Source organism: Pseudomonas sp. TNT3 (genome assembly GCF_010095445.2).
Taxonomy (GTDB): Bacteria; Pseudomonadota; Gammaproteobacteria; order Pseudomonadales; family Pseudomonadaceae; genus Aquipseudomonas.
Genome location: NZ_WFGV02000043.1, coordinates 28,320 through 54,115, shown reverse-complemented (window position 1 = coordinate 54,115; position 25,796 = coordinate 28,320). Strand labels below are relative to the sequence as shown.

The 25,796-nt window shown below is 58.2% G+C and carries 31 protein-coding genes and 2 pseudogenes; 21 read left to right on the top strand and 12 right to left on the bottom strand.

Translation table 11 applies throughout. The features are described from left to right. Positions 1–480 precede the first annotated feature (480 nt). Complete coding sequence (locus GBC55_RS22235) at positions 481–1,320, top strand: DUF692 domain-containing protein (RefSeq protein ID WP_162439171.1); 840 nt, start codon at positions 481–483, stop codon at positions 1,318–1,320. Beyond that, positions 1,313–2,074, top strand: a complete 762-nt coding sequence (locus GBC55_RS22230) for a putative DNA-binding domain-containing protein (RefSeq protein ID WP_162439172.1) — start codon at positions 1,313–1,315, stop codon at positions 2,072–2,074. Before GBC55_RS22235 ends, GBC55_RS22230 begins: the two co-directional genes overlap by 8 nt. A 150-nt stretch (positions 2,075–2,224) precedes the next feature. Here the strand turns inward: GBC55_RS22230 and GBC55_RS22225 are convergent, their stop codons facing one another. Then, positions 2,225–3,166, bottom strand: coding sequence for a class I SAM-dependent methyltransferase (locus tag GBC55_RS22225; RefSeq protein ID WP_162439173.1), 942 nt, complete (start codon positions 3,164–3,166; stop codon positions 2,225–2,227). Positions 3,167–3,339: 173 nt separating this feature from the next. Between GBC55_RS22225 and GBC55_RS22220 the strand changes: the two genes are divergently transcribed. From GBC55_RS22220 to GBC55_RS22200, 5 genes are all read left to right on the top strand, one after another. Continuing rightward, positions 3,340–3,960 carry a cytochrome b/b6 domain-containing protein gene (locus GBC55_RS22220; protein WP_162439174.1) on the top strand — a complete coding sequence of 207 codons (621 nt, stop codon included), beginning with the start codon at positions 3,340–3,342 and terminating at the stop codon, positions 3,958–3,960. After that, on the top strand, positions 3,957–4,742 hold the full coding sequence (locus GBC55_RS22215) for a molybdopterin-dependent oxidoreductase (RefSeq protein WP_162439175.1): 786 nt from the start codon (positions 3,957–3,959) through the stop codon (positions 4,740–4,742). Before GBC55_RS22220 ends, GBC55_RS22215 begins: the two co-directional genes overlap by 4 nt. Before the next feature lie 68 nt (positions 4,743–4,810). Then, positions 4,811–5,092: a pentapeptide MXKDX repeat protein gene (locus GBC55_RS22210; RefSeq protein ID WP_162439176.1), complete on the top strand. Its 282-nt coding sequence runs from the start codon at positions 4,811–4,813 to the stop codon at positions 5,090–5,092. Between the two features lie 144 nt (positions 5,093–5,236). Next, positions 5,237–5,647 (top strand): response regulator, encoded by a 411-nt coding sequence (locus tag GBC55_RS22205; protein WP_162439177.1) that lies wholly within the window; start codon positions 5,237–5,239, stop codon positions 5,645–5,647. A gap of 53 nt (positions 5,648–5,700) precedes the next feature. After that, positions 5,701–6,369, top strand: coding sequence for an HAD-IA family hydrolase (locus GBC55_RS22200; protein WP_162439178.1), 669 nt, complete (start codon positions 5,701–5,703; stop codon positions 6,367–6,369). A gap of 140 nt (positions 6,370–6,509) precedes the next feature. Here GBC55_RS22200 and GBC55_RS22195 read toward each other — a convergent pair. After that, a pseudogene (locus tag GBC55_RS22195) lies at positions 6,510–6,671 on the bottom strand (isoprenylcysteine carboxylmethyltransferase family protein); the annotation flags it as partial. A 108-nt stretch (positions 6,672–6,779) separates the two neighbouring features. Beyond that, positions 6,780–7,727 carry a GlxA family transcriptional regulator gene (locus tag GBC55_RS22190; RefSeq protein WP_162439179.1) on the bottom strand — a complete coding sequence of 316 codons (948 nt, stop codon included), beginning with the start codon at positions 7,725–7,727 and terminating at the stop codon, positions 6,780–6,782. Between the two features lie 123 nt (positions 7,728–7,850). On the opposite strand from GBC55_RS22190, the gene GBC55_RS22185 reads away from it, so the two are divergent. Further along, positions 7,851–8,648: an SDR family oxidoreductase gene (locus GBC55_RS22185; protein WP_162439180.1), complete on the top strand. Its 798-nt coding sequence runs from the start codon at positions 7,851–7,853 to the stop codon at positions 8,646–8,648. A 162-nt stretch (positions 8,649–8,810) separates the two neighbouring features. Here the strand turns inward: GBC55_RS22185 and GBC55_RS22180 are convergent, their stop codons facing one another. Further along, positions 8,811–9,128: a DUF2388 domain-containing protein gene (locus GBC55_RS22180; RefSeq protein ID WP_162439181.1), complete on the bottom strand. Its 318-nt coding sequence runs from the start codon at positions 9,126–9,128 to the stop codon at positions 8,811–8,813. Positions 9,129–9,346: 218 nt separating this feature from the next. Between GBC55_RS22180 and GBC55_RS22175 the strand changes: the two genes are divergently transcribed. After that, the gene (locus tag GBC55_RS22175) at positions 9,347–9,940 is read left to right on the top strand and encodes a DinB family protein (RefSeq protein ID WP_162439182.1); all 594 of its coding nucleotides are present in this window, start codon (positions 9,347–9,349) and stop codon (positions 9,938–9,940) included. 548 nt (positions 9,941–10,488) lie between these two features. On the opposite strand, the pseudogene GBC55_RS22170 reads toward GBC55_RS22175, so the two are convergent. Then, positions 10,489–10,581, bottom strand: a pseudogene (locus GBC55_RS22170) (LysR family transcriptional regulator); the annotation flags it as partial. 77 nt (positions 10,582–10,658) lie between these two features. Between GBC55_RS22170 and GBC55_RS22165 the strand changes: the two are divergent. Then, positions 10,659–10,919, top strand: coding sequence for a DUF6429 family protein (locus tag GBC55_RS22165; protein ID WP_162439183.1), 261 nt, complete (start codon positions 10,659–10,661; stop codon positions 10,917–10,919). Positions 10,920–11,047: 128 nt separating this feature from the next. Here the strand turns inward: GBC55_RS22165 and GBC55_RS22160 are convergent, their stop codons facing one another. Further along, complete coding sequence (locus tag GBC55_RS22160) at positions 11,048–11,932, bottom strand: LysR substrate-binding domain-containing protein (protein ID WP_162439184.1); 885 nt, start codon at positions 11,930–11,932, stop codon at positions 11,048–11,050. Positions 11,933–12,063: 131 nt separating this feature from the next. Between GBC55_RS22160 and GBC55_RS22155 the strand changes: the two genes are divergently transcribed. The 3 genes from GBC55_RS22155 to GBC55_RS22145 are packed head-to-tail and all read left to right on the top strand — an operon-like array spanning position 12,064 to position 14,357. Beyond that, positions 12,064–13,125, top strand: a complete 1,062-nt coding sequence (locus GBC55_RS22155) for an aldo/keto reductase (RefSeq protein ID WP_162439185.1) — start codon at positions 12,064–12,066, stop codon at positions 13,123–13,125. Continuing rightward, entirely contained in the window at positions 13,122–13,919 is a 798-nt protein-coding gene (locus tag GBC55_RS22150; RefSeq protein WP_162439186.1) for an SDR family oxidoreductase, read from the top strand. The genes GBC55_RS22155 and GBC55_RS22150 overlap by 4 nt, the downstream gene beginning before the upstream one ends. Before the next feature lie 27 nt (positions 13,920–13,946). Continuing rightward, positions 13,947–14,357 (top strand): SRPBCC family protein, encoded by a 411-nt coding sequence (locus GBC55_RS22145; RefSeq protein ID WP_162439187.1) that lies wholly within the window; start codon positions 13,947–13,949, stop codon positions 14,355–14,357. A 305-nt stretch (positions 14,358–14,662) separates the two neighbouring features. On the opposite strand, the gene GBC55_RS22140 is transcribed toward GBC55_RS22145, so the two are convergent. Both GBC55_RS22140 and GBC55_RS22135 read right to left on the bottom strand, forming a co-directional pair. Beyond that, positions 14,663–16,057 carry a HAMP domain-containing sensor histidine kinase gene (locus tag GBC55_RS22140; protein ID WP_162439188.1) on the bottom strand — a complete coding sequence of 465 codons (1,395 nt, stop codon included), beginning with the start codon at positions 16,055–16,057 and terminating at the stop codon, positions 14,663–14,665. Beyond that, on the bottom strand, positions 16,035–16,718 hold the full coding sequence (locus GBC55_RS22135; RefSeq protein ID WP_162439189.1) for a response regulator transcription factor: 684 nt from the start codon (positions 16,716–16,718) through the stop codon (positions 16,035–16,037). The genes GBC55_RS22140 and GBC55_RS22135 overlap by 23 nt, the downstream gene beginning before the upstream one ends. 267 nt (positions 16,719–16,985) lie before the next feature. On the opposite strand from GBC55_RS22135, the gene GBC55_RS22130 reads away from it, so the two are divergent. Then, positions 16,986–17,918: a hypothetical protein gene (locus GBC55_RS22130; protein ID WP_162439190.1), complete on the top strand. Its 933-nt coding sequence runs from the start codon at positions 16,986–16,988 to the stop codon at positions 17,916–17,918. A 175-nt stretch (positions 17,919–18,093) separates the two neighbouring features. Here the strand turns inward: GBC55_RS22130 and GBC55_RS22125 are convergent, their stop codons facing one another. Then, complete coding sequence (locus GBC55_RS22125; RefSeq protein ID WP_162439191.1) at positions 18,094–18,705, bottom strand: glutathione S-transferase; 612 nt, start codon at positions 18,703–18,705, stop codon at positions 18,094–18,096. 375 nt (positions 18,706–19,080) lie between these two features. Between GBC55_RS22125 and GBC55_RS22120 the strand changes: the two genes are divergently transcribed. The 3 genes from GBC55_RS22120 (at position 19,081) to GBC55_RS22110 (ending at position 21,609) form a co-directional block, all read left to right on the top strand. After that, positions 19,081–19,485 (top strand): TraR/DksA family transcriptional regulator, encoded by a 405-nt coding sequence (locus tag GBC55_RS22120; protein ID WP_007907888.1) that lies wholly within the window; start codon positions 19,081–19,083, stop codon positions 19,483–19,485. A gap of 195 nt (positions 19,486–19,680) precedes the next feature. Beyond that, positions 19,681–21,285 (top strand): methyl-accepting chemotaxis protein, encoded by a 1,605-nt coding sequence (locus tag GBC55_RS22115; RefSeq protein ID WP_162439192.1) that lies wholly within the window; start codon positions 19,681–19,683, stop codon positions 21,283–21,285. 120 nt (positions 21,286–21,405) lie between these two features. Beyond that, positions 21,406–21,609 (top strand): hypothetical protein, encoded by a 204-nt coding sequence (locus GBC55_RS22110; protein WP_162439193.1) that lies wholly within the window; start codon positions 21,406–21,408, stop codon positions 21,607–21,609. Positions 21,610–21,615: 6 nt separating this feature from the next. Here GBC55_RS22110 and GBC55_RS22105 read toward each other — a convergent pair whose 3' ends face one another. The 3 genes from GBC55_RS22105 to GBC55_RS22095 form a co-directional block, all read right to left on the bottom strand. Next, the gene (locus GBC55_RS22105) at positions 21,616–21,855 is read right to left on the bottom strand and encodes a DUF2789 domain-containing protein (RefSeq protein ID WP_162439194.1); all 240 of its coding nucleotides are present in this window, start codon (positions 21,853–21,855) and stop codon (positions 21,616–21,618) included. Between the two features lie 129 nt (positions 21,856–21,984). Beyond that, the gene (locus GBC55_RS22100; protein ID WP_162439195.1) at positions 21,985–22,215 is read right to left on the bottom strand and encodes a hypothetical protein; all 231 of its coding nucleotides are present in this window, start codon (positions 22,213–22,215) and stop codon (positions 21,985–21,987) included. Positions 22,216–22,371: 156 nt separating this feature from the next. After that, entirely contained in the window at positions 22,372–22,560 is a 189-nt protein-coding gene (locus tag GBC55_RS22095; protein ID WP_235992892.1) for a hypothetical protein, read from the bottom strand. A 441-nt stretch (positions 22,561–23,001) separates the two neighbouring features. Between GBC55_RS22095 and GBC55_RS22090 the strand changes: the two genes are divergently transcribed. The 4 genes from GBC55_RS22090 (at position 23,002) to GBC55_RS22075 (ending at position 25,718) form a co-directional block, all read left to right on the top strand. Further along, a complete protein-coding gene (locus GBC55_RS22090; protein WP_162439196.1) occupies positions 23,002–23,472 on the top strand; it encodes a hypothetical protein in 471 nt (156 codons plus the stop codon). Positions 23,473–23,623: 151 nt separating this feature from the next. Continuing rightward, the gene (locus tag GBC55_RS22085; RefSeq protein ID WP_162439197.1) at positions 23,624–24,640 is read left to right on the top strand and encodes an ABC transporter substrate-binding protein; all 1,017 of its coding nucleotides are present in this window, start codon (positions 23,624–23,626) and stop codon (positions 24,638–24,640) included. Between the two features lie 73 nt (positions 24,641–24,713). Next, positions 24,714–25,151, top strand: a complete 438-nt coding sequence (locus GBC55_RS22080; protein ID WP_162439198.1) for a DUF3995 domain-containing protein — start codon at positions 24,714–24,716, stop codon at positions 25,149–25,151. 27 nt (positions 25,152–25,178) lie between these two features. Next, positions 25,179–25,718 carry a hypothetical protein gene (locus GBC55_RS22075; protein WP_162439199.1) on the top strand — a complete coding sequence of 180 codons (540 nt, stop codon included), beginning with the start codon at positions 25,179–25,181 and terminating at the stop codon, positions 25,716–25,718. Positions 25,719–25,796 lie beyond the last annotated feature (78 nt).

The window sequence follows — 25,796 nt, the reverse complement described above, 5'->3', positions numbered from 1 at the left end:
AGTAATGCATCTCCACAACCAAGCGAATGGCCTCTGCTTTTTGCTCTGACGTGACAACCCGATAACCCATGATGCTTCCTTAGATCGACGCTCCTACATCATGGTCTAAAAAAATTCGACCGCAACAAGCTTGCTCGCGATAGCGGCCGACTGACCGACCTGATTCATGGGTATGCACCCGATCAACTGTAGGAGTGAGCCTGCTCGCGATGACGGCAGTACAGACAACCAACCAGTTTCATCCATACCTGATCGCGCATGCGCTCCAGTCCAGAATTTTCATCCGCCCGCTATCAACCCACCCAAACCTCGCACACGTACCCGATCAAACAGCAACCCCGACCCTCTCTCATGTACTGAAATGTATCCAGCCCCCCTCCCGATACAGTTCCCCGCAACACCGGCCCCCAGCCGAACACAGACCCGATACATCCCGATGATTGACTGAACATCCGTTCTGACTACCTCGAGATCGACATCATGCAGACCCCCATTGCCTCAGCAGCAGCGACCGTAGGGCTTGGCTTGCGTCGTGGATTGATGAAGAACCTTCAAGCGGCCCGTGTGGGTGATTTCGATTTTCTGGAGGTTGCTCCGGAGAACTGGATCGGTATCGGCGGCGCCCAGGGTGCGGCGTTGCGGGACCTGGCGGAGCGGTATCCGTTGTCCTGCCACGGCTTGTCCCTGTCGTTGGGCGGTCCGGCGCCGCTGGACGTCGGGTTTCTGCAGGAGGTACGAGGTTTTCTTGATCACTACAACGTGCCGCTGTACAGCGAACACCTGAGTTACTGCGGCGATGACGGTCATCTTTATGACCTGTTGCCGCTGCCGTTTACCGAAGAAGCAGTGCACCACGTCGCCGCGCGGATTCGCCAGGCGCAGGACATTCTGGGGCGGCGCCTGGCGGTGGAAAACGTCTCGTATTACGCCGCGCCCCGGCAGGACATGGATGAGGTGACCTTCACCAACGCGGTGCTGCGCGAAGCCGATTGCGACCTGTTGCTGGACGTTAACAATGTGTACGTCAACTCGATCAATCACGGTTTCGATGCACTGGCCTTTCTGGCCGGCATCGATTCGGGGCGGGTGGTGGCGATGCATGTGGCCGGGCATTTTGATGAGTCCGATACGCTGAAAATCGACACCCATGGCGCCTCGGTCAAACCGGTGGTGTGGGCGTTGCTGGCTGAGGCGTACGCCCGTTTCGGTGCGCAACCGACCTTGCTCGAACGGGATTTCAACTTTCCGGCGTTCGATGAATTGGTCGCCGAACTGCAGACCATTCGGCGCTTGCAAAGCAGGGAGTTGAACCGTGGATAAATCAGGCCTGTTCGAGCAGCAGAGCACCTTGGGTCGTTACCTGCGCGATCCCGATCACAGCCCGCCGCCGACGGGGATGGATGTCGCGCGGGCTGAGGTTTACCGGGATCTGATTTTCGCGAATCTGTCGTCATTGCTGAGCGGAACGTTTCCGGTGCTGATCAGGATTCTCGGCAATGAACGGTGGCGCACACTGGTCCGTCTTTTTCTGCGCGACCATCGCGCGCGTACGCCCAAATTCGGCGAGATTGCCCAGGAGTTTGTCGGGTTCCTGGCTGACGAACCGCAAGCCTTGAGGGAGGGTAACTGGCCAGCGTTCATGGTCGAACTGGCGCATTACGAATGGGTGGAGATGGCACTGCAGCAGTCCGATGCCGAGCCCTTGCCTGCCAGCAATGCCGGCGAGTTACTGGATCGGCCGTTACGGGTTTCGCCGTTGGCCTGGCCGTTGGCGTATGCCTGGCCGGTGCAGCAAGTGGGGCCCGATTACCAGCCTGAAGCGCCGTCCGTGCAGCCAACGTTGTTGCTGGTGCGTCGATCAGCTGATTGGCGTGTGAATTTTTCCGAGCTCAGTCCGTTGGCGTGGCGACTGTTGCAGCGTATCGATGAATTCCCACAGCTTGCCGGGCGTGCACAGCTGGACGGATTGGCGCTGGAAGCCGGCGCGGTCGGATCGGTGCAGTTCAGGGCGAGCGGGTTGGCCTTGCTGCAGCAGATGCACAGTGAAGGTGTGATTGGCGTGGTCGATCGGTGAATGCACGGCGGGTGTCTGCACTTAGTTGCGCGATGATCCCCCCGGACAGCCCGGTGGGCGCTCAACATCAAAAGATCGCAGGCTGCGCCAGCTCCTGCATTGGGATGATCTCACCTGTAGGAGCTGGCGAAGCCTGCGATCTTTTGACCTTCAGCAGCCGAGCTTGAACACCAACGCCTTCAACCCGCACTCGATGTCCGCATCCGGAAACTCCGGCGGGTTTTCCAGCCGTTGTTCAAAGTGCAGGCTCGGCGCTTCACGCATCACGCCGTCGATGAGGAAGTCCGGACCGAATGCCGGGTCGTTCATGCAGGCCAGCACCGTACCCTGTGGGCTGAGCAGTTCCGGCAACCGGCGCAAGACGCGCTGGTAGTCCTTGGTCAGCAGAAAACTGCCTTTCTGGAAGGACGGCGGGTCGATGATCACCAGGTCGTACGGGCCCTTGCCGATGACCTTGCCCCAGGATTTGAACAGGTCGTGACCGAGGAATGTCACCTTGCTCAGGTCATGCCCGTTGAGCCGGTGATTATCGCGACCACGGCTCAGGGCCGCGCTGGACATGTCCAGATTGACGACGTGTTCGGCGCCACCTTCGATGGCCGCGACCGAGAAGCCGCAGGTGTAGGCGAAGAGGTTCAACACCCGTTTGCCCTGTGCATGGGTTTGCACCCAATCGCGACCGTAGCGCATGTCGAGGAATAGCCCGTTGTTCTGCTTGCGGCCCAGGTCCACGCGATAGCGCAGGCCGCCTTCGGTGATGGTCATTTCCTCAATGGCCTCCCCAAGCAACCATTCGGTGGTGCTTTGCAGCAGGTAGCGATGTTGCAGGAGCAAGGTGTGCGCGCCCGACGCAGTCCACTCCGGCCTGTGAGTGAGCGCCAACAGCCTTTGCTTCAAGTCTTCCAGTTGCGCAGGTTCAGGTTCCTTGAACAGCGACACCAGCACCACGCCCTGTAACCAGTCGACGGTCAGTTGCTCCAGCCCCGGCCAGCATCGACCACGGCCATGGAACAGTCGGCGTGTTTCTGCGGGTGCCGAGGCCAGGCCAGTCAACAGATGGTCGTGGAGGAGGGTGAGCGCGTTTGGATTCATCGGGTCAGGTCGGCCATTTGAGGGGGCGGCATTTTAACCATAATTGCACCGCAAGGCGCTGTGCCGGGCGTCGAGAGTTATCACGTTTAATTTAACTTTACGTGAGGATTTGGGGATCTGCCGGCTCACATACTCGGCTCCAACGAATAACAACAACCGTTGGGAGAGCCGCCATGACTAAGCCACCTGCTTCACCCAAGGTCAGCAGCCATCCCCGTTGGCTAAGGCTGACTCACTGGCTCAATGCCCTGGCGGTGCTGGTGATGGTCACCAGCGGTTGGCGCATCTACAACGCTTCGCCCCTCTACGATTTCAGTTTCCCCGTCTCGATCACGCTGGGTGGATGGCTGGGCGGTGCCTTGCAATGGCATTTCGCGGCGATGTGGTTCCTGGCCATCAATGGCCTCGTCTACCTGATCATCAATATTGCGAGCGGTCGTCTGTTCCGGCGCTTTTTTCCGCTGTCGCCCAAAGGTCTTGTTCATGACCTGTGGGCTGCGTTGAGAGGGCGTTTGGGGCACGCGGACCTCAGTCATTACAACCAGGTGCAACGGCTGGCGTATCTGTTCGTGATGGTCGACATCACGCTGCTGGTGATCTCCGGGCTGGTGATGTGGAAATCCGTGCAGTTCCCGCTGTTGCGTGAACTCATGGGTGGCTACGACGCCGCGCGCCATGTGCACTTCATCGCGATGTCGCTGCTGATGGCTTTTGTTGCGGTGCATCTGGTGATGGTCGCGCTGGTTCCCAAAACCCTGTTGGCCATGATTGTCGGTCGCAAGGAGCCCGTATGAAAAAGCATCTGCAAGGATCGGGACTGGACGAATCGTCCATCCTCACCGACGCCCGGAAAATCATTGCCCCGCAGATTGAAGACCGCTCCCGTCGTTCGTTTTTGATGCGCGGCCTGACCCTCGGCGGTGTGGCGATGTTGTCCGGCTGCAACCTGACGGACAACGAAAGCGTTGAAACCGCGCTGTCCTCCATGTCCCGTTTCAACGACCGGGTTCAAGGCTGGTTATTCAACCCCAACACATTGGCGCCGACTTACCCGGAATCGATGATCACCCGGCCATTTCCGTTCAATGCCTTCTACGGCATCGACGAGGCACCGACGGTCGAGGAAGACAGTTATCGGCTGGAGGTGACAGGGCTGATCGCCGACAAACGCAGCTGGCGGCTTGAGGAACTGCGCGCCATGGCGCAAACCGAGCAAATCACCCGGCATATCTGTGTCGAAGGCTGGAGCGCCATCGGGCGCTGGGGCGGTGTGCGGTTCAGCGATTTCCTCAAACGCATCGGCGCCGACACCGACGCGAAGTACGTCGGCTTCAAATGCGCCGACGACTACTACACCAGCATCGACATGGCCACCGCACTGCATTCGCAAACCTTGCTGGCACTGACCTATGACGGCGCGGTACTGCCTCGCGAGTACGGCTTCCCCATGAAGCTGCGCATGCCCACCAAGCTGGGCTACAAGAACCCCAAACACATTCAGGCGATTTTCGTCAGCAACACCTACAGCGGTGGCTACTGGGAAGACCAGGGCTACAACTGGTTCGGTGGAAGCTGAAGTCGCCTGGGCATTTCACCGCGCGGCGACCGCTGCGTTAATCGTAACTGTGCTTCAGGAGTTTCATCATGAAAAAGCTAACCACCGTTGTACTGTCCATGTGCCTCGCCGTAGGGGCTGCCAGCGTTTTTGCTGCCGATACGATGAGTAACGACAGCATGAGCAAGGATTCGATGTCCAAAGATTCGATGTCCAAGGACGCGATGAAAAAAGACTCAATGAACAAAGACGCGATGTCCAAGGACTCCATGAGCAAGGACACGATGAAGAAGGACGGCATGTCCAAGGACGCCATGAAGAAGGATGCAATGTCCAAAGACGCCATGAAAAAGGACGACATGGCCCAGTGATTTAAGTACCCGCCAGCTACAGGGCGCCTGATTTTGTCGTCTGGTTGTATCAAAAATGAATTTCCGCCGAGTCCGCTGCTCATACTTGTAGGCAGCGGATTTGAGCCCGCGAAATCATTAAGGCAATCAGGGAGTGGCAGAGTTATGAGTCCAGTAACGAAGGCGGGTGATTCCCTTCCTGGCGGGTTGATTCTGGTGGTTGAGGATGATCCGTTAATCCTGGAGTTTCTCTGCGAAATTCTGCAGGAAGAAGGTTTCTCGGTTGAACCGCAGATCAGTGCAGACGCTGCGTCAATCTATCTGGAGGAACACTCCAATAGGGTCAGTCTGCTACTGACGGACATCACCATGCCCGGCAAACTCAATGGTGCCGATCTGGCCAACCAGTTCGGCGACCGATACCCGGACAAGCCCATCATGATCATGTCGGGCTTCGAAACGCCAGAGACTTCCGGGGTGCGGCACGAGGTGTCTTTCATCAAGAAACCCTGGGCGCTCGGGCAGTTGCTCGATTGTGTGGAAGGCGCGTTGAAGTCACACCGTCCTCAACGTTGATCCTGTACATTTGCTGAAAATCCCGCTTGGCACCTGCGAAAGGAAGTCTCTCTTTGTCTGCTCACGACACTGTCTTCAACACCCCCTACCGCGCATTTTTGTTCGACATGGATGGCACCGTCCTTAATTCCATCGCCGCCGCCGAGCGGATCTGGACCACCTGGGCCTTGCGCCACGGTATTGATGTGCCGTCGTTTTTGCCGACGATCCACGGCGCTCGGGCAATCGATACGGTTAACCGTCAGGGGTTGCCGGGCGTGGATGCCGAGGCGGAAGCCGCCTGGGTGACGCAGGCGGAAGTTGAAGATGTGGAAGGGATTGTCGAGGTGTCAGGGGCGGCGCAGTTTTTGAAATCCCTGCCCGCCAGGCAATGGGCGATTGTGACGTCGGCACCCCGGGAGCTGGCTTTGCGCCGGATGGCCGCCGCGGGGATTGCGGAACCTGAGGTGTTGGTGACTGCGCAGGATGTCAGTGCTGGCAAACCCGATCCTGCCGGTTACCTGTTGGCGGCCAAGCGTCTGGGCTTCGATGTGACGGACTGCCTGATTTTCGAAGATGCCAGCGTGGGGATTCAGGCGGCTGAGGCGTCGGGGGCGGATCTGGTGGTGATTACGTCGACCCATCCGCATCCGATTCAGACGCCGCATGCGACGCTTGCCAGCTATGACTCGGTCAGTGTTGAAACGGATCCTGATGGCCGAATTCGCCTTAACCCGATTTGAGGGTGTACTCGCGTTTTGCGGCACTCACGCATTTTGTGGCGAGGGGATTTATCTTGTGGTGAGGGGATAAATCCCCTCGCCACAAATGCTCGCACCACTTTTGAGTAGTGCGTTCATCAGTTAATCCCCGGTACCAATCGCTAGCCGCGGTGGCAGTCAGCCTCATCCTCGCCGCCGAACTGCGCCTTCAACAGCGCTGCTTCCGCCTGAATACGGGCGATCAGCGGGATCAGTGTGACGGCAGCCAACGCGAGGCCTACGCCGGAGCGACAGGCCAATGCCCACCCGATGGCAATCACCAAGGCAAGTTGGGCCGAGATTTTCATGATTGACTCCATTTGGCGTAGGAACTGCCGAAGGCTTCGATCTTTTGATTTTCAAGTGCGGAAGTTTACGGCCACCGCCTGTGCCTACGCAGCGTTTTCGTTTCGGGCATTTCGCCGAATCACCTGCGGCGGCTGCCCGAACCCGCGCAAGAAAGCTTCGCGCATACGTCTTGGATCACTGAACCCGCTTTCGATGGCAATTTGATCGAGGGTCAGGCGCCCGCGCTCCAGCAATTGCCGCGCCGCTTCCAGGCGCAGGTTCTCGATGGTTTTTGCGGGCGACTGGCCGGTTTCGGCGCGAAAGGCCCGGCTGAACTGGCGCGGACTGAGACGTGCGACGTCCGCCAATTGCTCCACTGACAAGGCCTCGGCGAGGTGTTCACGCGCGTAGGCAAGAACGGTTTGAATGCGGTCGGATTTCGGTTCCAGTTCCAGTAGCGCGGAGTGCTGCGACTGGCCACCGGCGCGGCGGTGGTACATCACCAGTTTCTGCGCCACGGACCTGGCCAGCTCGGCGCCGTGATCCTTTTCGACCATCGCCAGTGCCAGATCAATGCCGGCGGTCATCCCGGCGGACGTCCAGATTGAGCCGTCGACCACGTAAATCCGGTCTTCTTCCACCCGGATCGACGGGTACCGCGCCTGCAGATCCCGGGCATACGCCCAATGGGTAGTCGCCCGTCGCCCCTCAAGTAAACCGGCCTGCGCCAGCACGAACGCACCCGAACAGATCGATGCGGTGCGGCGTGTGGCTTTAACGCTGTCACGCAAGAAACTCAACACCCCGGCCGGTGCCTGCTCGAGGATGGAATCGCCGCCGACCACAATGAGGGTGTCGAACACGCGCTCATCGAAGGCCTCGGTGCCGACCGTCAAACCCCCGGAGGCACGCAATGTGTGGCCGTGCTCGGACAGCACGCTGACGTCATAAAGAGGTTCGCCAGCACTGAAGTTGGCGTACTCGAACACCGGCATCGCGGCCAGTGCCATGGACTGAAATCCCTCAAACACGACAAAGGCTATGGAAGTCATCGATCTGTCCTCAAACGGAAGTGTCCTGAAAACGTACTTTAAACGTCATTTGAGACAAGAGTGAGTGCCTTTATAAAGGTTCACACCGGCGACCTTATCGCCTCACTGTGAAGGAAACTTGAAATGGCCCTCTCTTCCAAAGGTACTGCCCTGATTACGGGCGCTTCTTCCGGCATTGGTGCGGTCTATGCCGACCGATTGGCGCGTCAAGGCTATAACCTGATTCTAGTTGCTCGCAGCCGCGGGAAATTGAACGCGCTGGCCAATCACTTGAGCAACGAAACCGGCCGCACCGTGGAGGTCATCGTTGCTGATTTGAAGGAGAGGGCGGACCTGTTGCGGGTCGAAGAGGTTCTACGCAACGACGCCAGTATCACCTTGCTGGTCAACAACGCGGGTGTCGGCGGTGTCATGCCCTTGTTGGGCAGCCCGGTGGATGACATGGAAGACATGATCACCCTCAACGTCACCGCGCTGATGCGTCTGGCCTATGCAGTTGTGCCTGGTTTCGTCGCTCGGGGCGTCGGGACCGTGATCAATATTGCTTCGATCGTCGCCATCGCGCCTGAATTTCTCAATGGCGTATACGGCGGCACCAAGGCGTTCGTCCTTGGTTTGAGCCAATCGATGCACCACGAGTTGGCCGACAAAGGCATTCGTGTACAGGCAGTGTTGCCTGGCGCCACCGCTACGGACTTTTGGAGTGAGGCGGGCAACCCCGTGGAAAATCTTCCGCAGGACATCGTCATGTCCGCCACTGACATGGTCGATGCGGCGCTGGTGGGGTTGGCGGCGGGAGAGGTGGTGACAATTCCGGGGCTGCACGATGGTGAACACTGGGACCGCTACGAAGCCCTGCGCAAAGAGCTGTCAGGCTTGTTCGGTAACTCAACGCCGGCATCGCGTTATCGCTGCATTTAAGGCGCAATGAAAAATCTGTGGGAGCAAAGCTTGCTCGCGATAGCGGTGTGTCAGGCAAGTTGACTGAGCCTCATACAGTGCTATCGCGAGCAAGCTTTGCTCCCACATTTTTCACTCTACCTATCTGTCGTTGTCCCACAGATCTGTCGGCGGCTAAAAACTCTATTGCCCGCTTGCCGCGCCGTCATTTATCAGAATGGCCCGAGCCAAATCTTCGTCGGTAGCGTTCAGACCAGGATTATCCTGGCGGATCTGATGCATCACCGACTCCAGATAAACCCCTCGAATCGCACCACCGCTGGCAACGAAGCTGGACGCATCGTCCTTGGCGGGAATCATCAACTTGTGATCTTTGAAGGTTGAATACAGGGACGCTGAAACCCCGGCCGACGTGGCGACATCGCCTGCATCGACCTTGGCCATAGCCGAACCAAATGGTAAACACAGTACCAGGGAAGAAATCAGAAAAAGACGGCGCATGACGGTGTCCTCCGACAGCTTGAAGCGTAAGGGAATTACCACATAGCTTAGGATGCCCGACAGTGCTCAGGAGTTCCTTGATGCGCGAATAATCACTTCAAGTAATGCCTGTCATTTCTTCATGTTCGAGGCCGGTGTGACCGATGATCAGTGTCTGCAATGCCACGCGCCAAGGGGGCTATGCTTTGCAGTGTGCCCATCGCAATGGGAGATTTCCGATGATCAATGTCGCCACTGCCTGTCTGCTCGCCGATTACAAACGTTGGGCTGACTTACGACTGTTTGAAAGCCTGGTCGCGCTGCCGGCGGGTGAGGTCGGTAGAGAGCGGGCCTCGGTCTTCAAGAACATGATCGGCACCCTCAATCACATCTACGTAGTGGACTGCATCTGGAAGGCCCATCTCGAAGGCCGAGGCCACGGCTTCAAGACGTCACACGACTTGCTGCATGCCGAATTGCCTGACTTGCGCAGGGCGCAAAGAGATATCGATCACTGGTACTGCGACTGGAGTTCGCGCCAGACTGATGAGTCGCTGCGCAAGCTCGTTCAGTTTGCGTTTGTCACGGGTGAAAGCGGCACCATGACTACCGGCGCAATGCTGATGCACGTGGTTAATCACGCCAGCTATCACCGAGGCTGGATCGTCCAGATGTACTTCGAAATCCCGGCAATGCCTCCCGTTACCGACCTTCCGGTGTTCCTTCGCGAGCATGATCCGAATGTTCAAACGGCTAGCGCGCAGCCGTCGGCTCGGGCAGGTGTCGGGTTATTCGCGAGCGCGACCAACGTGCTGCCGTATCGTTATCGTTGACCCCGTTTCAGGCTATTGACTGCGCTGAGACACAATCCGTTGTCAGGTTGAACGGAGTGCCGCTTCCGCTGCTGCGAGTGAACGATCAAATAAGCTGACTTCAATTTTATGTTTGTCTGAAAGTCGTATGATTTTCTGCTGTAGCGCTAGTGAGTCTGGATGTTGGACAAATGGGGTTCTGGCGACTTCATGGGAAAAGTTGGCGGGCAACGATTCAGGTCAGATAGTGGCATAACGTGATGGGTTGCAGGGCTTCATGACTCAGTGCTCCGCCGGGCTGATGGTTGGAATTAGTATTAGCGGTTTGTCACGGATGGGAACTGGCAGAACTGCTCGGTTTTCGTGTGCCAGCCTTCAATCATTTCAACTGGTCGATGACTACATTGTGGCGAGGGAGCTTGTCGATTCGTCGCACCGTCCCGCTCGGCTGCGTAGCAGTCGAAAAACCTGGGTGCGAGGTTTGGCTGAATGACTGCGGTTGCAGGTTTTGGGGTCGCTTCGCAACCCAGCGGGAGTGAACGCCCTCGTCACAGGGGATTGTGTAACTCCTATTCGGTCAGCACTTTCCTGAACGTTTCTACCAGCGACAGCAAGTTGATTCGGTGCCACGCCGTCCGTAGCGCCGTGGAGAAGGAAATCCAACGACTGGCGGTTCACCGACCAGTACGATATCGAGACTAAGCTGAGTTACTTGTTGAACATGAGCGGAGGAACGATCATGGAATACGATGAAAAAATGATTGAAGACGCCGTACTGGCGCTGTTGGCAACCTTCAGCACCGACAAAGGCAATGCTTGGAAGGGCTACGACTTCGAGGTCATGAACCGATTGCATGAGCATGGTTTCATTGAAAATCCGGTGAGCAAGAACAAGTCGATCTGGCTGACGTCGAAAGGGCTGGAGCGAGGTCGGCAGATAGCAGGTCGTCTATTTGGCGAGAAAACTTCGGTAGAGCCGGCAACCAGGCCGAAGGCCTGAGCCTGTTACGACCACGTCGGACAACGTCCAGGGTGCCCACCTGGTTGATGGTTGCACTTGCAGGTTTTGGGGTCGCTTCGCAACCCAGCGGGAGTGAACTCCCTCGCCACAGGAATTTGTGTCGACTCCTAATCGGTGAGCACTTTCCTGAACGTTTCCACCAGCGGCCGCAGGTTGATGCGGTGCCAGGCTGCCCAGAGCGGTGTGGTGAATGCGATCCACGGCACTTCCCGCAGCACCACGCCCGGTGGTGCGTTGCGGCTTAACCCTTTTTGAATCATCGCGATGCCCAGGCCTGAGGCGACGAGGCCCAGTGCCGTGAAGGGTTCGGTGGCTTCCATGCGAATGTCGGGGGTGAAGCCGGCGCGGATGCAGGCGCTGACGAAGTCTTCGCGGCTGGCGCAGTTCTGGCGGTGTTGCACGCCGATCCACTCCTGATCCACGAGGTCGGCCGGGGTCAGGTTTTTTTGAAGCGCCAGTGGGTGATGTTCGGGCAGCGCCAGCAACATCGGGTCGTCGAGTACCTGGAAACCCAGCAGGTCCGGATCGTCGGCGACGGGTGGTTCGCTGACCAGGGCGATATCCAGACTACGCTGACGCAGGCCTTCGAGTTGTTCGACAGAGCTCAGGTTGTACAGCGCGACGTGGACGCTGGGTCGCTCGACCCGCAGCACGCGCAGGGCATTGGGCAGCACGCCGGCGTGCATGGCGTTCTCGATGTAGCCGATGCACAGGCCGCCTTCTTCGCCGCGACCCAGACGCTTGCCGAGGGATTCAAGTCGATTGGCGTGGGTGAGCAGTGCGCGGGTTTCGGCCAGGAAAGTCTGCCCGTCGCGGGTCAGGCGGATGCGTTGCTGGCTGCGCTCGAACAGGGTCAGGCCCAGGCGTTCTTCGAGCTGGGCGATCTGACGGCTCAGGGGGGACTGGGAGATGTGCAGGCGTTCGGCAGCGCGTCCGACGTGCTCTTCTTCAGCGACGGCGACGAAATAGCGCAATTGGCGGATGTCGATCATGTCAGACCTCTTGGGACTCAAGTGCTGCACATTATGTCTTGGACGGTCCGATCGTAGCAATCTAGGATCTGCTCAACGGTCACCTGCACTCCTTGAGCAAGGCGACCTCTGAAACTGACGAGGATTGAATCATGAGCTTGAAAGACAAATTGCCCGGCACGCTGGGTTTCGGCACCGCGCCACTGGGCAACATGTTCCGCGCCATTCCCGAAGAAGAGGCGATGGCCACCGTGCACGCAGCCTGGGACGCGGGCGTTCGGTACTTTGACACCGCGCCGTTCTACGGCTCCGGCCTCTCGGAGATTCGCCTCGGCACCGCGCTGGCGCAATACAACCGCGACGACTATGTGCTCAGCAGCAAGGTTGGCCGGGTGATTCTTGATGAAGTCGAAGATGCTTCGGCCCGGGACCTGGGCGAAAAGAGTGGGGTGTTCGAGCACGGTCGCCCGAACAAGATCGTTAATGACTACAGTGCTGACGCGACGATGCGTTCGATCGAAGACAGCCTCAAGCGCCTGCAAACCGACCGTCTGGACATCGTCTGGGTGCATGACATTGCCCAGGATTTTTACGGTGATCAGTGGCTTGAGTACTTCAATCAGGCCCGCACCGGCGCGTTCAAAGTGCTGACGCGGTTGCGTGAGGAAGGGGTGATCAAGGGCTGGGGCCTGGGTGTGAACAAGGTAGAGCCTTGCGAACTGACCCTTGACCTGACCGAAGCTCAGCCGGACGGTTTTCTCTTGGCGGGGCGCTACACGCTGCTCGACCATGACCGTGCCTTACAGCGTTTGATGGATGCCGCGTTGGCGCAGAACGTCGAGATCGTGGTCGGCGGTCCGTACAGCTCGGGCATTCTGGCGGGCGGCACGCACTTCGAGTACCAGAAAGCCAGTCCGGCGATCGTCAATAAGGTCGACCATATCAAGCGCATTGCCGCGGCCCACGGTGTCGATATCAAAGCAGCGGCGTTGCAGTTTTCCCTGGCGAATCCGGCGGTGGCGGCGGTGATTCCAGGCTCCAGCCGTCCGGACCGGATTGCTGAAGATGTGGCGGCGTTGTCGGCGGTAATTCCTGCGGCGTTTTGGCAGGCACTGCGTGACGCGAAGCTGGTGTCCGAGCGGGCTCCGCTGCCAGGCCAAAAGATCGCAGCCCGAGCCTTCGGCAGCGCTTACATGAAGGATGGTGACGTATGAAAATTGATCTCAGCGGAAAACTGGCGATTGTCAGCGGCAGTACCGCCGGCATTGGCTTGGGCATCAGCAAGGCGCTGGCCGAATCCGGCGCAACGGTAGTGGTGATCGGCCGGGAAGCGGCGAAGGTCGAGCAAGCCTTGGACAGCATTCGCCAAAGCGTGCCGGGTGCGCAGTTGCGCGGTGTGACGGCTGATCTGGGCACTGCTGAAGGCGCTGAACAGTTGTTCGCCGCCGAACCGCGGGCGGACATCCTGGTGAATAATCTGGGGATCTTCAATGACGTGGATTTCTTCGACGCGTCAGACAGTGAGTGGACGCGCTTCTACGAAGTCAACGTGATCTCCGGTGTGCGCTTGTCTCGGCATTACGTGCCGGACATGGTCAAGCAAGGATGGGGGCGGGTGATTTTCCTGTCCTCCGAATCCGGCGTCGCGACCCCGGCGGACATGATCAACTATGGCGTCACCAAAAGCGCTAACCTCGCGGTGTCCCATGGTTTGGCCAAGCGCTTGGCAGGCACTGGCGTAACGGTCAATTCGGTGCTGCCCGGCCCGACATTCACCGACGGCCTGGAACACATGCTCAAGGATGCCATCGCCGAATCCGGACGCAGCGCCCGGGAAGAAGCCGACGCCTTTGTGCGTAAGGCCCGTCCGACGTCGATCATCCAGCGCGTGGCGGATGTCGAGGAAGTCGCGAATCTGGTGGTCTACCTTGCGTCGCCACTGTCCTCGGCGACCACTGGCGCGGCCCTGCGGGTCGACGGCGGTGTTGTCGACAGCATGGCAATCTGAACCCTTTTCATCTAGAGAGAACGCACTATGGCAACTGCATCAGCATTTATCGATATCCCGGCTTCGGCCGACCAGGTGTGGCAATTGATTGGTGGCTTCGACACGCTGCCGGACTGGCTGCCGTTCATTCCCAACAGTGAGTTGAGTGAAGGCGGACGTGTGCGCAGCCTGCAAACCTCGGATGGCGCGGTGGTGGTCGAGCGGCTTGAGCTGTTTGATAACGCGGCGAAGACTTACAGCTATTCGATTTTGCAGGCGCCGTTTCCGGCGAAGGATTACCTGGCGACCTTGAGTGTTGAGGCTCGAGGGGAGGGTGCGCGGGTGACGTGGTCAGGGAAGTTTGAACCGGTCGGCGTCAGTGACGAAGAAGTGGTGGCGTTGTTTGCGGGGATCTATGAGGGCGGGCTCAAAGCGTTGCGAGCCAATTACCCGGGTTGATAACCAACCCAAAACCTTGTGAGAGTGAGCCTGCTCGCGATGGCGGTGGCACATTCAGCATCGATTTCGCCTGGAACCCCGCAATCGCTGGCAGGCCAGCTCCCACATTTGATCTGGGTTGAATCCGTGGCGAGGGAGCTTGCTCCCGCTGGGTCGCGAAGCGGCCCCAAAAGAGGGACTGCTACGCAGCCCAGCGGGAGCAAGCTCCCTCGCCACAGTTGCAGTGTCAGGCTTAAGTGAACAGCATTACCCTGGGGGAGCAAGCGCGCTCCCACATGTTGATCTTCATTGACATGCAGGAGGGGTCAGGTCTGTGGGATCAGGCTCTGCCGGCAATCGAGCACCAGCCGCGCGCCACCCCTTTCACTGCTCCCCACCTCCAGCGTAAACCCGTGCAGGCTGACAATCGCGGCGACGATGGACAGTCCCAGTCCAAACCCGCTTTGCTGGTTGCCACCCTCGGCGCGATAGAAGCGCTGGAACACCGCTTCCCGTTCGGCCAACGGTATGCCGGGTCCGGAGTCGAGTACTTCGATCCGCGTATGCCCACCCTCATTGACCCCACGCAAAATCACTTCGCCACCTGGTGGGGTGAACTTGATCGAATTGCTCAACAGGTTGGCCACGGCTTCAAACAACAACGCCCGATCACCGTTTAGCGGCGGCAATGAGAGTGGTATTTGCAGCTGGAATTTCAGTTCGCCTTCTTCGGCCAACGGCAAGTAAAAGTCATGCAGCTCCTGCAACATCGGCACGGGATCCAGCTGCACGAAACCGGAACGGCGCTGGCGATCTTCCAGTTCGGAAATCCGCAACAGGCCGCGAAAACGCGCCATCAAGGTGTCTGCTTCGCCGAGCACGGAATCCAGTTGCACGGCCAGGGGTGAGCCTTCGTCCGCCTGCTGCTGGATGCGGTACAACTGCGCCCGCAAGCGGGTCAGTGGCGTGCGCAGATCATGGGCGATGTTGTCGCAGACGCCCTTGACCTCGTTCATCAACCGCTCGATGCGTTCGAGCATGGCATTGACGATGGCTGCGAGCATGTCCAGTTCATCGCGACGGTTGGACAGCGGCAATCGGCGCGTCAAGTCACCGGCCACGATGGCTTCGGCGCTGGCCTGAATCCCGCGAATCCGTTTCAAGGGGCGGCGCCGCAACAGGTGCCAACCAGCGATGCCCGGGAGGATGGTCAGGGTGACGCCCCAGAACAAGGCGTGGAGGATGATTCGCGTGACGGCAAACAGAGAGCCGTTGTCGCGCACCAGAATCAGCCAGCGACCGTCGAGCGTCTGGGTGGCGACCGCATCACAACTGTCGGCCGGCAGGCTCGGGTCGTCGGAATCGGCGCAATCGCTGAGCATGTGAATCTTGCCGTCCAGTGGCAATCCTTCGGGAACGTGGTTCAGCGCGCCGCTCAGGTAGCGGTGCTGCTCGTCGAACAGGCCATAGGCGTCGATGCCGCGGATGTCGAAGGTCATGCTGACGGCGAGGGCGTCGACCAGTTGCTGGCCCTGAAAGTGCGAGAACAGATGCTGGCGTTGCAAAAGAGAGTGTTTGGCCAGGTTGTCCAGGTAGGCGGAAACCTCGTAGTACATGACCCCCATGAGAATGCCGCTCCAGATCACGAACAGTGAACTGTAGAGCGCGAGCAAACGGCTGCTGGAAGAGCGCCAGCCTTTAGACGGGTTCGGCAATGACATAACCCGAGCCTCGCACGGTCCGTATCAGTGGGGCATTGCCGGGGGGGTCGATCTTTTTGCGCAACCGGCCGATGTGCACGTCGATGAGGTTGGTGCCGGGATCAAAGTGATAGCCCCAGACCTCTTCGAAAATCATCATGCGCGACAGGATCTGCCCGGTGTTGCGCATCAGAAATTCCAGCAGTTTGTACTCGGTGGGCAACAGCGTCAGCAGTTGACCGTCGCGGCTGGCTTCGTGGCTGATCAGGTTCAGTTCGAGGTCAGCGACCCGCAGCGTGGTGGCCTGGGTGGCGACGGTGTTCTGGCGGCGCAGCAGGACTTCAACCCGGGCGGCCATTTCATCGGTGGCAAAGGGTTTGGTCAGGTAATCGTCACCCCCTGCGCGCAGGCCTCGTACTCGCTCATCGACATCGGAGAGGGCGCTGATCATCAGGATTGGCGTGGCGACACCCATGGTCCTGAGCGTGGTGACAATGGCCAGGCCGTCCAGCTCGGGCAGCATGCGGTCGAGGGTGATCAAGTCGTAGTTGCCACTGACTGCACGCTCCAGTCCTTCGCGGCCATTGTCGACCCAGTCCACGTCGAGGCCATGGTTGCTGAGTTCCGCAACAATTTCCCGGGCGGTCACGGCGTCGTCTTCGATGGTCAAGATTCGGGTCATAGGAAGGCCTGATGGTGGTTCAAAACGTTGCCGGCATTTTGCCAATAATTAGCGCCGGTCTTTCTAAATAAAACTTCATCTAAAGGCGCAATGCATAAAACCCGCTGGTTATGACGTTTCGTTGCAATTTGCATGGCTTTTGGAAGTTCAAAATTTTTAAGATTATGAAAAATAAAGACTTTTTAAAAATTTCGCTTTGGCACGCTGACTGCACTGACTCCATCAACAACTTGTAACAACATCTTTCCTGCCTGGAGCGACATAATAATGAATAGATCCTCGGATGGTTTCTATCCTGCCGCAGAAGAATCAAACGCGCGGTCGGGCGTTTCCTGGGGTGCGATCTTCGCCGGGGCCGCTGCGGCGGCGGCGTTGTCGTTGATCCTGGTATTGCTCGGTTTCGGTCTGGGCTTTTCGGCGGTTTCCCCTTGGGCTAACGAAGGCGTCAGCGCCAAGGGCCTTGGCATATCGACGATCGTCTGGTTGGCGTTTACCCAAATCATCGCCTCGGGGCTCGGTGGCTACATCGCCGGTCGTCTGCGGGTGAAATGGGCCAACATGCACGGTGACGAAGTGTACTTCCGTGACACCGCCCATGGCTTCCTGGCCTGGTGTGTTGCGACACTGGTTGCGGCCACACTGGTCGTTGGCTCGGTCAGCAGCATTGTCAGTGGCGGTGTGCAGGCCGGCGCCAATGTTGTCGGCGGTGCCGCCAGTGCCGCGACTCAAGCCGCCGGTACAGCGGCCAATAACACCAGCAGTGACCAGTATGGCTACTTCGTCGACAGCCTGTTCCGTGATGATCGTCCTGCCGCCGTCAGCGATGACGCTGCCCGTGGCACCGTCACCCGCATCTTTGTGCGCAGCCTGAACGACGGTCAGTTGGCCGCTGAAGACCGTACCTACCTCGCGCAACTGGTTGCCCAACGGACCAACCTGACCCAGGCCGACGCTGAGCGTCGTGTCGATGAAGTGTATGCCCGCACCCAGAAAGCCGTGGCCGACGCCAAGCAAGCGGCCAAGGAAGCGGCTGATACCGCAGCCAAAGTCGCTGCCATGACGGCGTTGTGGATGTTCGTTGCCCTGTTGATCGGCGCGTTCTTCGCCAGCTTCGCTGCAACCTTCGGCGGTCGTCGTCGGGATGCGGTGGTGTATGTCGAATCCGACGCTTATGTCACCACCCCGTCCTCTATTCGTTAATCCAGGAGAATACTCATGCGCTCATTACTGTTGTTTTTCCTCGGCGTACCGATCCCGATCATTATCCTGATCGCCCTGTTCATGCACTGATAACACTGGGGCTGGTGCCTCGGCCGCTTCTACCTCGGGTAGAAGCGGCTTTTTTTTGGGGCCTGGTTTTTTCGGGTGAGGGCATTCATTCAATTGGCGTATTAAGAAACTCCTCAAGCTGCTCCGCGTACGCCGTATACGCTGCGATCCGTGGAAATTGGGCAGCGTCTGCTTGTTCAGGAACCACAAGCCTGGTGAAACTCCAGGCCACCGCCAGGGTGATTCCGTCCTGGGTAATCGAACCGTCGGTCTTCAGTGACTGTTTTTCCAGTTCCCGCTCAAGCGCCAGGTACGCGGCGGCAAGTTGCCCTTCAACCCGTTCCACCCAGGGTTCAAATTGAATCTCGACCGGACGCAGGGTGCGCTCGTAATAAAGCTGCACCGACTTCTCGCACGCCGCCAACGCCAGACCAATCAAACGCAAGGAGCGCACACGTTGATCAATGTCGGTCGGCATCAGGCTGTTGCCGGTCCCGGCCAGCGCTTCCAGGTAATCGATGATCAGGGTCGAGTCGATGAGTACGTCGCCATTATCCAGTACCAGCGTCGGCGCCTTGACCACCGGGTTGATCTGCTGGAATTGCTCGAAATGGCGGAACACGGAAACCGATTGGTGCTCCAGCTGAATGCCAAGGCACTTGGCGGAAATGGCGACGCGCCGCACGTAGGGTGAATCCAGCATGCCGATCAGCTTCATTTGGGCTCTCCTTGAGATGACGATTTCGGATGTTCAACCTTAGCTTAGGTTCCATTCGCTGCAATGGATGTCAGGCTGATCCCCGATACCGATCAGCCATTTGTCTTCCATATACAGCCGCTGGATGGAATTTCTTGCTATAAACGCACTCCGATAACCACCACAAAGGCTGCCGTAGCGCACTTTCAAGGCTTTGTCGGACGAATTCGCTGTCTTTTCAGTTGCTGAGGCCTCAAGTCGGCCTTAGACTGCCGCCCCTCGTAAATTGAGTGCCGGGTGGCGCTTGGAATAAACGGCGCCTTTCCGATGGCCAGACCAGGTCCCGCGGAACGCTCCCTAATTCGCCTTAATGCACGTTTTTTTATAGAGATATCAATGACAAAGGACAAGTTGCTGGCCATGCCGGCGGATGACTACATGAATGCCGAGCAACATGCTTTCTTCTCCGAGCTGTTGCAGAACATGAAAGTCGAAACCCATGAGCGCATTGAACAGAACCGCATCGCCATCGAGAGCCTGGACACTCCAGCCGATCCGGCCGACGCTGCTTCTGTTGAAGAAGAGCGCACCTGGCTGGTGAACGCTATCGATCGTGACCAGCGCATGCTGCCTCAGTTGGAACAGGCTCTGGAACGCATCAAAGAAGACAGCTTCGGCTGGTGTGATGACAGCGGCGAGGCGATTGGCCTCAAGCGCCTGCTGATCAGCCCGACCACCAAGTACTGCATCGAAGCTCAAGAGCGTCACGAACAGATCGACAAGCACCAGCGTCAGGCCTGATTTCGTAACGCCCCGCATCGCGGGCAAGCCCGGCTCCATCAAGAGCAAGGCTTGCCCGCGATGCTTTTTTTCGTCTGCCAGAAAGCGTCCTCTTTTATTGATCTGCTGCAACGCCTCCGACTAAGGGACCATAGATAATGGCGATCTAGTGGCGTCTAATGCACATACAATTAGAAGAGTCGTAGGGTGACGAAGATGACAAGAGACGGATCTCTGGTTGGGCAAGTGCCCGTACCAGTACCTGTGACCCCAACCCGCTGGCTGGCGCCGACCCTGCAAAGCATCGCACTGATGCTCCTGTTGTGTGGCGTCGCGCTAGGTAACTGGCCGCTCTACCTCGGCTTGCCGCTGGCCGTGATGATCATCTGGCTACCGCGCCTGCGATCGCGAACCCTTCCAGAACCCGCCTTGGTGGACAGTCACGGCACGATTGCCGAACTGACTCGCGATCTTTCCTACACCACCAGTCACAACGCGCTGTCAGCCGCTGGCGTAGCGTTTTCGGTCAAGCAGTTAGCCGACAGGCTGCAATCGCAGCTTGGCGCGGCGGCGCAAATCGTCAGCAATGCCGAAGTGATGATCGCCACCGAACAAGCCACCTCGACCTTGAGCCGCAACGCCCTCAGCGCCGCTAGTGAAGCCCATCAAAGCAGCGCGGTGGGACGCTCGGAACTGGTCGAGTCCATTGCTCGCATGCACCAGCTCAGCCAACGCGCCAGTAACAGCCGCGAGCTGATCGAGGCCTTGAGCCTGCGCAGCGACGACATTCAGCGAGTCACCCTGGTCATTCAATCCATTGCCAGCCAGACCAATCTGTTGGCGTTGAACGCGGCCATCGAAGCCGCGCGAGCCGGCGAACACGGTCGCGGCTTTGCGGTGGTCGCCGATGAGGTGCGTGGCCTGGCAGCGCGCACGGCTACGGCGACGGGTGAAGTGGGCGAGATGGTCGCCGATATCCAGCAGCGCACCGCGCAGGTGGTGGAACAGATTCGCCAACTTTCCACCGATCTGGATATAGGTGTCGAGCAAGTCGAACAGACGGGGCAGCACCTGGACAACATTGCGCGTCTGGCGGCGGGCGTAGAAATCCAGGTCGGGGAAATCGCTCAAGGCGCTGACACCAACCGTGAGCAACTCGACAGCCTGTTCCAGGCCATCGAGCAAATGCGCAGTGACCTGGCCGTCAGCGATCAACAGACACAACGCCTGGCCCAGGCGGCAGTGCAAATGGAAGGGCAGGCAGAAACCATCAGTGAGCGGCTGGCCGAAGTCGGTCTGGATGACTATCACCAGCGTATCTACGACCTGGCGCGCGAAGGGGCCGCACAAATTGCGGCGTGTTTTGAAGCCGATATCGATCAGGGGCGAGTCAGTCTGGACGACCTGTTCGACCGGCATTACCAGGCAATCGCGAACACTCAACCGGCCAAATTCCAGACCCGCTTCGATCGCTATACCGATCAGGTGTTGCCGGCCATTCAGGAACCTTTACTGACGCGCCATGAAGGTTTGGTGTTCGCCATCGCCTGTACCCAGCAAGGTTATGTGCCGACCCATAACAAGGTCTTCAGCCAGCCGCTGACGGGGGATGCCCAGGTGGATGCGCTGCAGAACCGTACCAAGCGCAAATTTGCCGACCGCACCGGCATCCGTTGCGGCAGCCATCAGCAAGCCGTTCTGTTGCAAACCTATACCCGCGATACCGGCGAGCTCATGCACGATCTTTCTGTGCCGATCGTTATCAAAGGACGGCATTGGGGCGGTTTGCGCATGGGCTATAGACCAGAGAATCCGCGCTGAGGAGCCGTGGATTGTTACCGGTTCGGCAATGAAGCTGTGCAGCGGCGTCGCTGTTTCCTCGTTCAGGAACTTACTACCATGCCTACATAGTTAGGTGGCTAATTAAGTTCAGAGGTCAGCATGCAAAGCAAAGTCGATGTGGCGGTGATGATTGGCAGCGGTGTGCCCGCTTGCCTGCGAGCGATGGGGCAGAGTGTCTGCTGGGTGGTGCTGCTCAATGGTGAACGCCGCGGGACAGCCTTCTCCAGTCGTAACGAGGCGGAGGAGTGCAGGGCTGCCTGGCTGGCGCAATTGAGCGTCGGGAATCCTGGCAGCCTGCATTGATCCGGACTAGTGAATCTGGTGCATGCGCAGGTTGAGGTCATCGACCACGCGCGCCCAATCAGCGTCTTCGCGTAATTGTTCTTTCAGGAAGGCTGCCTGTTGTGGCGTCCAGAACTCGGCATCAATGAGTTTCTTGTCTTCGGGCAGGGGGGAATGACTTTCGATGAAATCGTCGATGGCCTTTTCGCTGGAGTCCAGGCCAAGTTGGTCGAACAGTCCTTTCAAGTCATGTGTAGGTGAATCCATGTTTCTCTCCTTGCGGGTCGCGCCGAGTGCGAGATCTGAAGTGCGGCTCATTGCATCTGAGGGGCCCGCGCTTCAGGAGTTCGATAGCGTTGTTCGAAAGCAGAGCAAGCATAGACTGCAAACCCGGTATCAGGCTTTCAGTGCGCCTTCATCAACGGCAAGCTTGAGGGCTTTGGCTGCTTCTTTGGCGGCGAAATCAGCGACGTCCGATGTCTTGAACCAGCGATCCTTCTCGACCTGGTGATAGGTCACAGTCGTCAATGGCGGTTTGGCTCGCATGACAATAACCGCCTGGAATTCACCCTCGACTTCTCTGGCTTCGCCCCGGATAAAAAATTCGCCGATATCAAATTCCGTCACGTAGCTGCCTTCCCTTGAAAATACTCTGTTGTTTTGAACGCCGTCCGGCTTTGGGACAGTTTCTTTGGTCGGGCAGTATGGCAGTAGTTGCCTGCCGACGGCTGAGTTAAGTCGTCGGCATGACGAAACGTCTATCGAGAACAAGGACCAGGGTTGTCAGTGGCGCAACTCCAGGGAGCGGGCCAACGCGCAGGCTTCGTTATGGTGACGACGGAAACCTCTTACGTGCCCCGTGGAAGTTTCCTTGATATGGAAGAAGGCGTTACCGGCCAGCACGACCTGAAAACGAGCGGGGGCGGGGGCTGCGAAATGCGCGTCTCCCAGTGGGAAAAGCCCGGATTTCATGGCTTGCGAGTCGTTTAATTTAAGGGCATGAGGATGGAAAAAGTGTGTCAGGGTGCACATGTGAAATCCTTTTCGTTGTTTTGCCGACGTTTGAACGCCGTTATGGGTAGTCTCGGTGAGCATCGCTGCTCTAGAATCACCCGTATTGGTGAGTGATCGTTGATTATCTAAAGCAATTTTTCGCTGGCGATCTGTCGGAAAAATGCTTTTTCCAAAGCGATTTTTCCCTAAAGTTGATAGTCCGTTTTGTCTGGCGATAGAAAGTACCTTTTCCTTCAGGCGTTGAAGAACGCCAGGCAGAGCGATGCGAGCAAACTTCCAGTAGGCTGCTCGTCTCCGAATTTCAATTCGGTAGTTTGGTTTCACTTTCGGCATGGCCGCTTTTTTTCTTCCGCACGCTCTTTTCGCGCGCGGCGTCATTTCAGATGTGGGGATGTTTCCTTGGCAGTAAGTAATCTAGATATGCATGCTTTGTTCGTGCTGGGTGATCTGCGCGCAAAGCTGGTTAAACAGTTTCAGTCGCGTTTCGTTTACATCACCGAACAAAACGCTGAAGGCATTTACATTGCCGAGATCGACACCGAAGAAGCCTTGGTCGTCGATGACAAACCCGGGCTCAAACTCAAGGTCGGCGATCATTTCAGCGCCTCCGTGCTACCCAGTCGCGAAGGCGGCAAGCTGGAGATCAAGTTTCGCGAAATCAAATTGACCGTCTACGGATTGGGCGATTACGCGTTCGTGACCACCGCTGACGGGCACGGCATTGTGTTCAAGGAAGGTCATAGCGTGGTGATGGTGTTTGCCGCCCATCAACAGTTGCAGGAAGGCTTGACCAAGACCCTCAAGGCCGTCACCGCCAAGGCTGCAAAATGGCGCAAGGGCGAGCTGGTAACCTTCAAGGCCAGCGAGTAACCGCCTCGGGTTTGCGGGAAATATCCGAAAATCGATTCACACCCCTCGAAAGCAGGAACCTCTACTACAGTCAGTTGACTGAGTATTTTGAGGCTTGCGGTCTTCCGCGCGGCCATCCTGCTATTGCTGTGATCAGCACGAGGTGCAAAGCATGAAAGGACTACGACGGTTGCTGGCCGCTACGGTGGTCACCTGCAGTGTGTTGGCTTCACCCGTTCCGGTGCTTGCGGCACAGGCGCCCATCCACTTTGCGGACCTGAACTGGGAAAGCGGCAGCCTGATCACCGACATCCTGCGGATCATTGTCGAAAAGGGTTACGGGCTGCCGACCGATACGTTGCCCGGGACGACCATCACTCTGGAAACTGCACTGGCCAATAACGACATCCAGGTCATTGGTGAAGAGTGGGCGGGGCGCAGTCCGGTCTGGGTCAAGGCCGAGGCTGAAGGCAAGGTCGTGAGCCTGGGCGATACGGTAAAGGGCGCCACAGAAGGTTGGTGGGTTCCGGAGTACGTGATCAAGGGCGACCCTGCCAAGGGCATCAAACCCGCCGCGCCGGGTCTGCGTAGCGTCAGCGACCTGCCCAAATACAAAGACGTCTTCAGTGACCCGGAATCACCAGGCAAAGGCCGCTTCCTCAACAGTCCGATCGGCTGGACGTCCGAAGTGGTCAACAAGCAAAAGTTGAGGGCGTATGGCCTGGAAGACAGCTATGTGAATTTTCGCAGTGGTTCCGGGGCTGCTTTGGACGCCGAGATCAGCTCATCGATCCGCCGGGGCAAACCGATCCTGTTTTATTACTGGTCGCCCACGCCATTGTTGGGACGCTTCAAGTTGATTCAACTGGAAGAGCCACCGTTTGATGCCGAGGCCTGGAAAACCCTCACCGACGCCGACAACCCCAATCCGAAACCGACGCGTTCATTGGCCTCGAAGCTGTCCATCGGCGTGTCCACACCGTTCCAGAAGCAGTACCCGGAGATTGCCGAGTTCTTCAGCAAAGTCGATTTTCCGATTGATCCGTTGAACAAGGCGCTGGCCGAAATGAGCGAAAAACACACCGCGCCCCGTCAGGCCGCGCAAGCCTTCATGAGGGCGCATCCGGACGTCTGGCAGGCCTGGGTGCCCAAGGATGTGGCGGACAAAGTCTCGGCCGATTTGAAGTGAGTTCGAACCTGCCCTTACAAAAACGTTTGGGGAGGTTCATCCTGCGGCGACATTTCACGCTGGATGTTTGACTATGAGCCTGATAATTGCGCAATGGATGGCTGCCGTCTTCCTGTTGATCAGCCTGATACACCTGTATTGGGCGGCGGGAGGCAAACTGGGAAGCGAGGCCGCGGTGCCTCGTGTGCCCGGGGAGGACGGCCAGGCACCCAGGCCGGCGTTCAAACCTTCAGGCTTCACAACCTTGCTGGTGGCGGTGGGGTTGCTGCTGATTGCGATGCTGGTGTGCCTGCGGGTCGGCTTGTACCTGCCGACGGTGCATCACTGGTCGCTGCAATGGGTCATTAGCGCGATCGCCATGTTGATGTTTGCGCGGGCAATTGGCGATTCGAATCTGGTGGGGTTCTTCAAGCAGGTCAAGGATTCGCGATTCGCCCGCCTGGATACCTGGGCTTATTCACCCTTGTGCGTGGTGCTGGGGGCGGGATTGCTGGCCGTGGCCTGGATCTGATTCAAAGCAGGATCAAAAGATCGCAGTTTGGTTTCACTCGACAGCTCCTACAGGCGCTTCCAGACACCGAAGACCTTTGTGGGAGCCGGGCTTGCCCGCGATGAGGCCATTGGGCCCGGCACAAATTCCGGAAACGCCATCACGAGCAAGCTTTGCTCCTACAGGATCTCGTATACACCGAAGACCACTGTGGGAGCCGGGCTTGCCCGCGATGAGGCCATTGGGCCCGGCACTAATTCCCGAGACGCCATCGCGAGCAAGCTTTGCTCCTACAGGATCTCGTATACACCGAAGACCACTGTGGGAGCCGGGCTTGCCCGCGATGAGGCCATTGGGTTCGGCATAAATTCCCGAGACGCCATCGCGAGCAAGCTTTGCTCCTACAGGATCTCGTATACACCGAAGATCACTGTGGGAGCCGGGCTTGCCCGCGATGAGGCCATTGGGTTCGGCATAAATTCCCGAGACGCCATCGCGAGCAAGCTTTGCTCCTACAGGATCTCGTATACACCGAAGACCACTGTGGGAGCCGGGCTTGCCCGCGATGAGGCCGTGAGCCCGGCATAAATTCCGGAGACGCCATCGCGAGCAAGCTTTGCTCCTACAGGATCTCGTATACACCGAAGATCACTGTGGGAGCCGGGC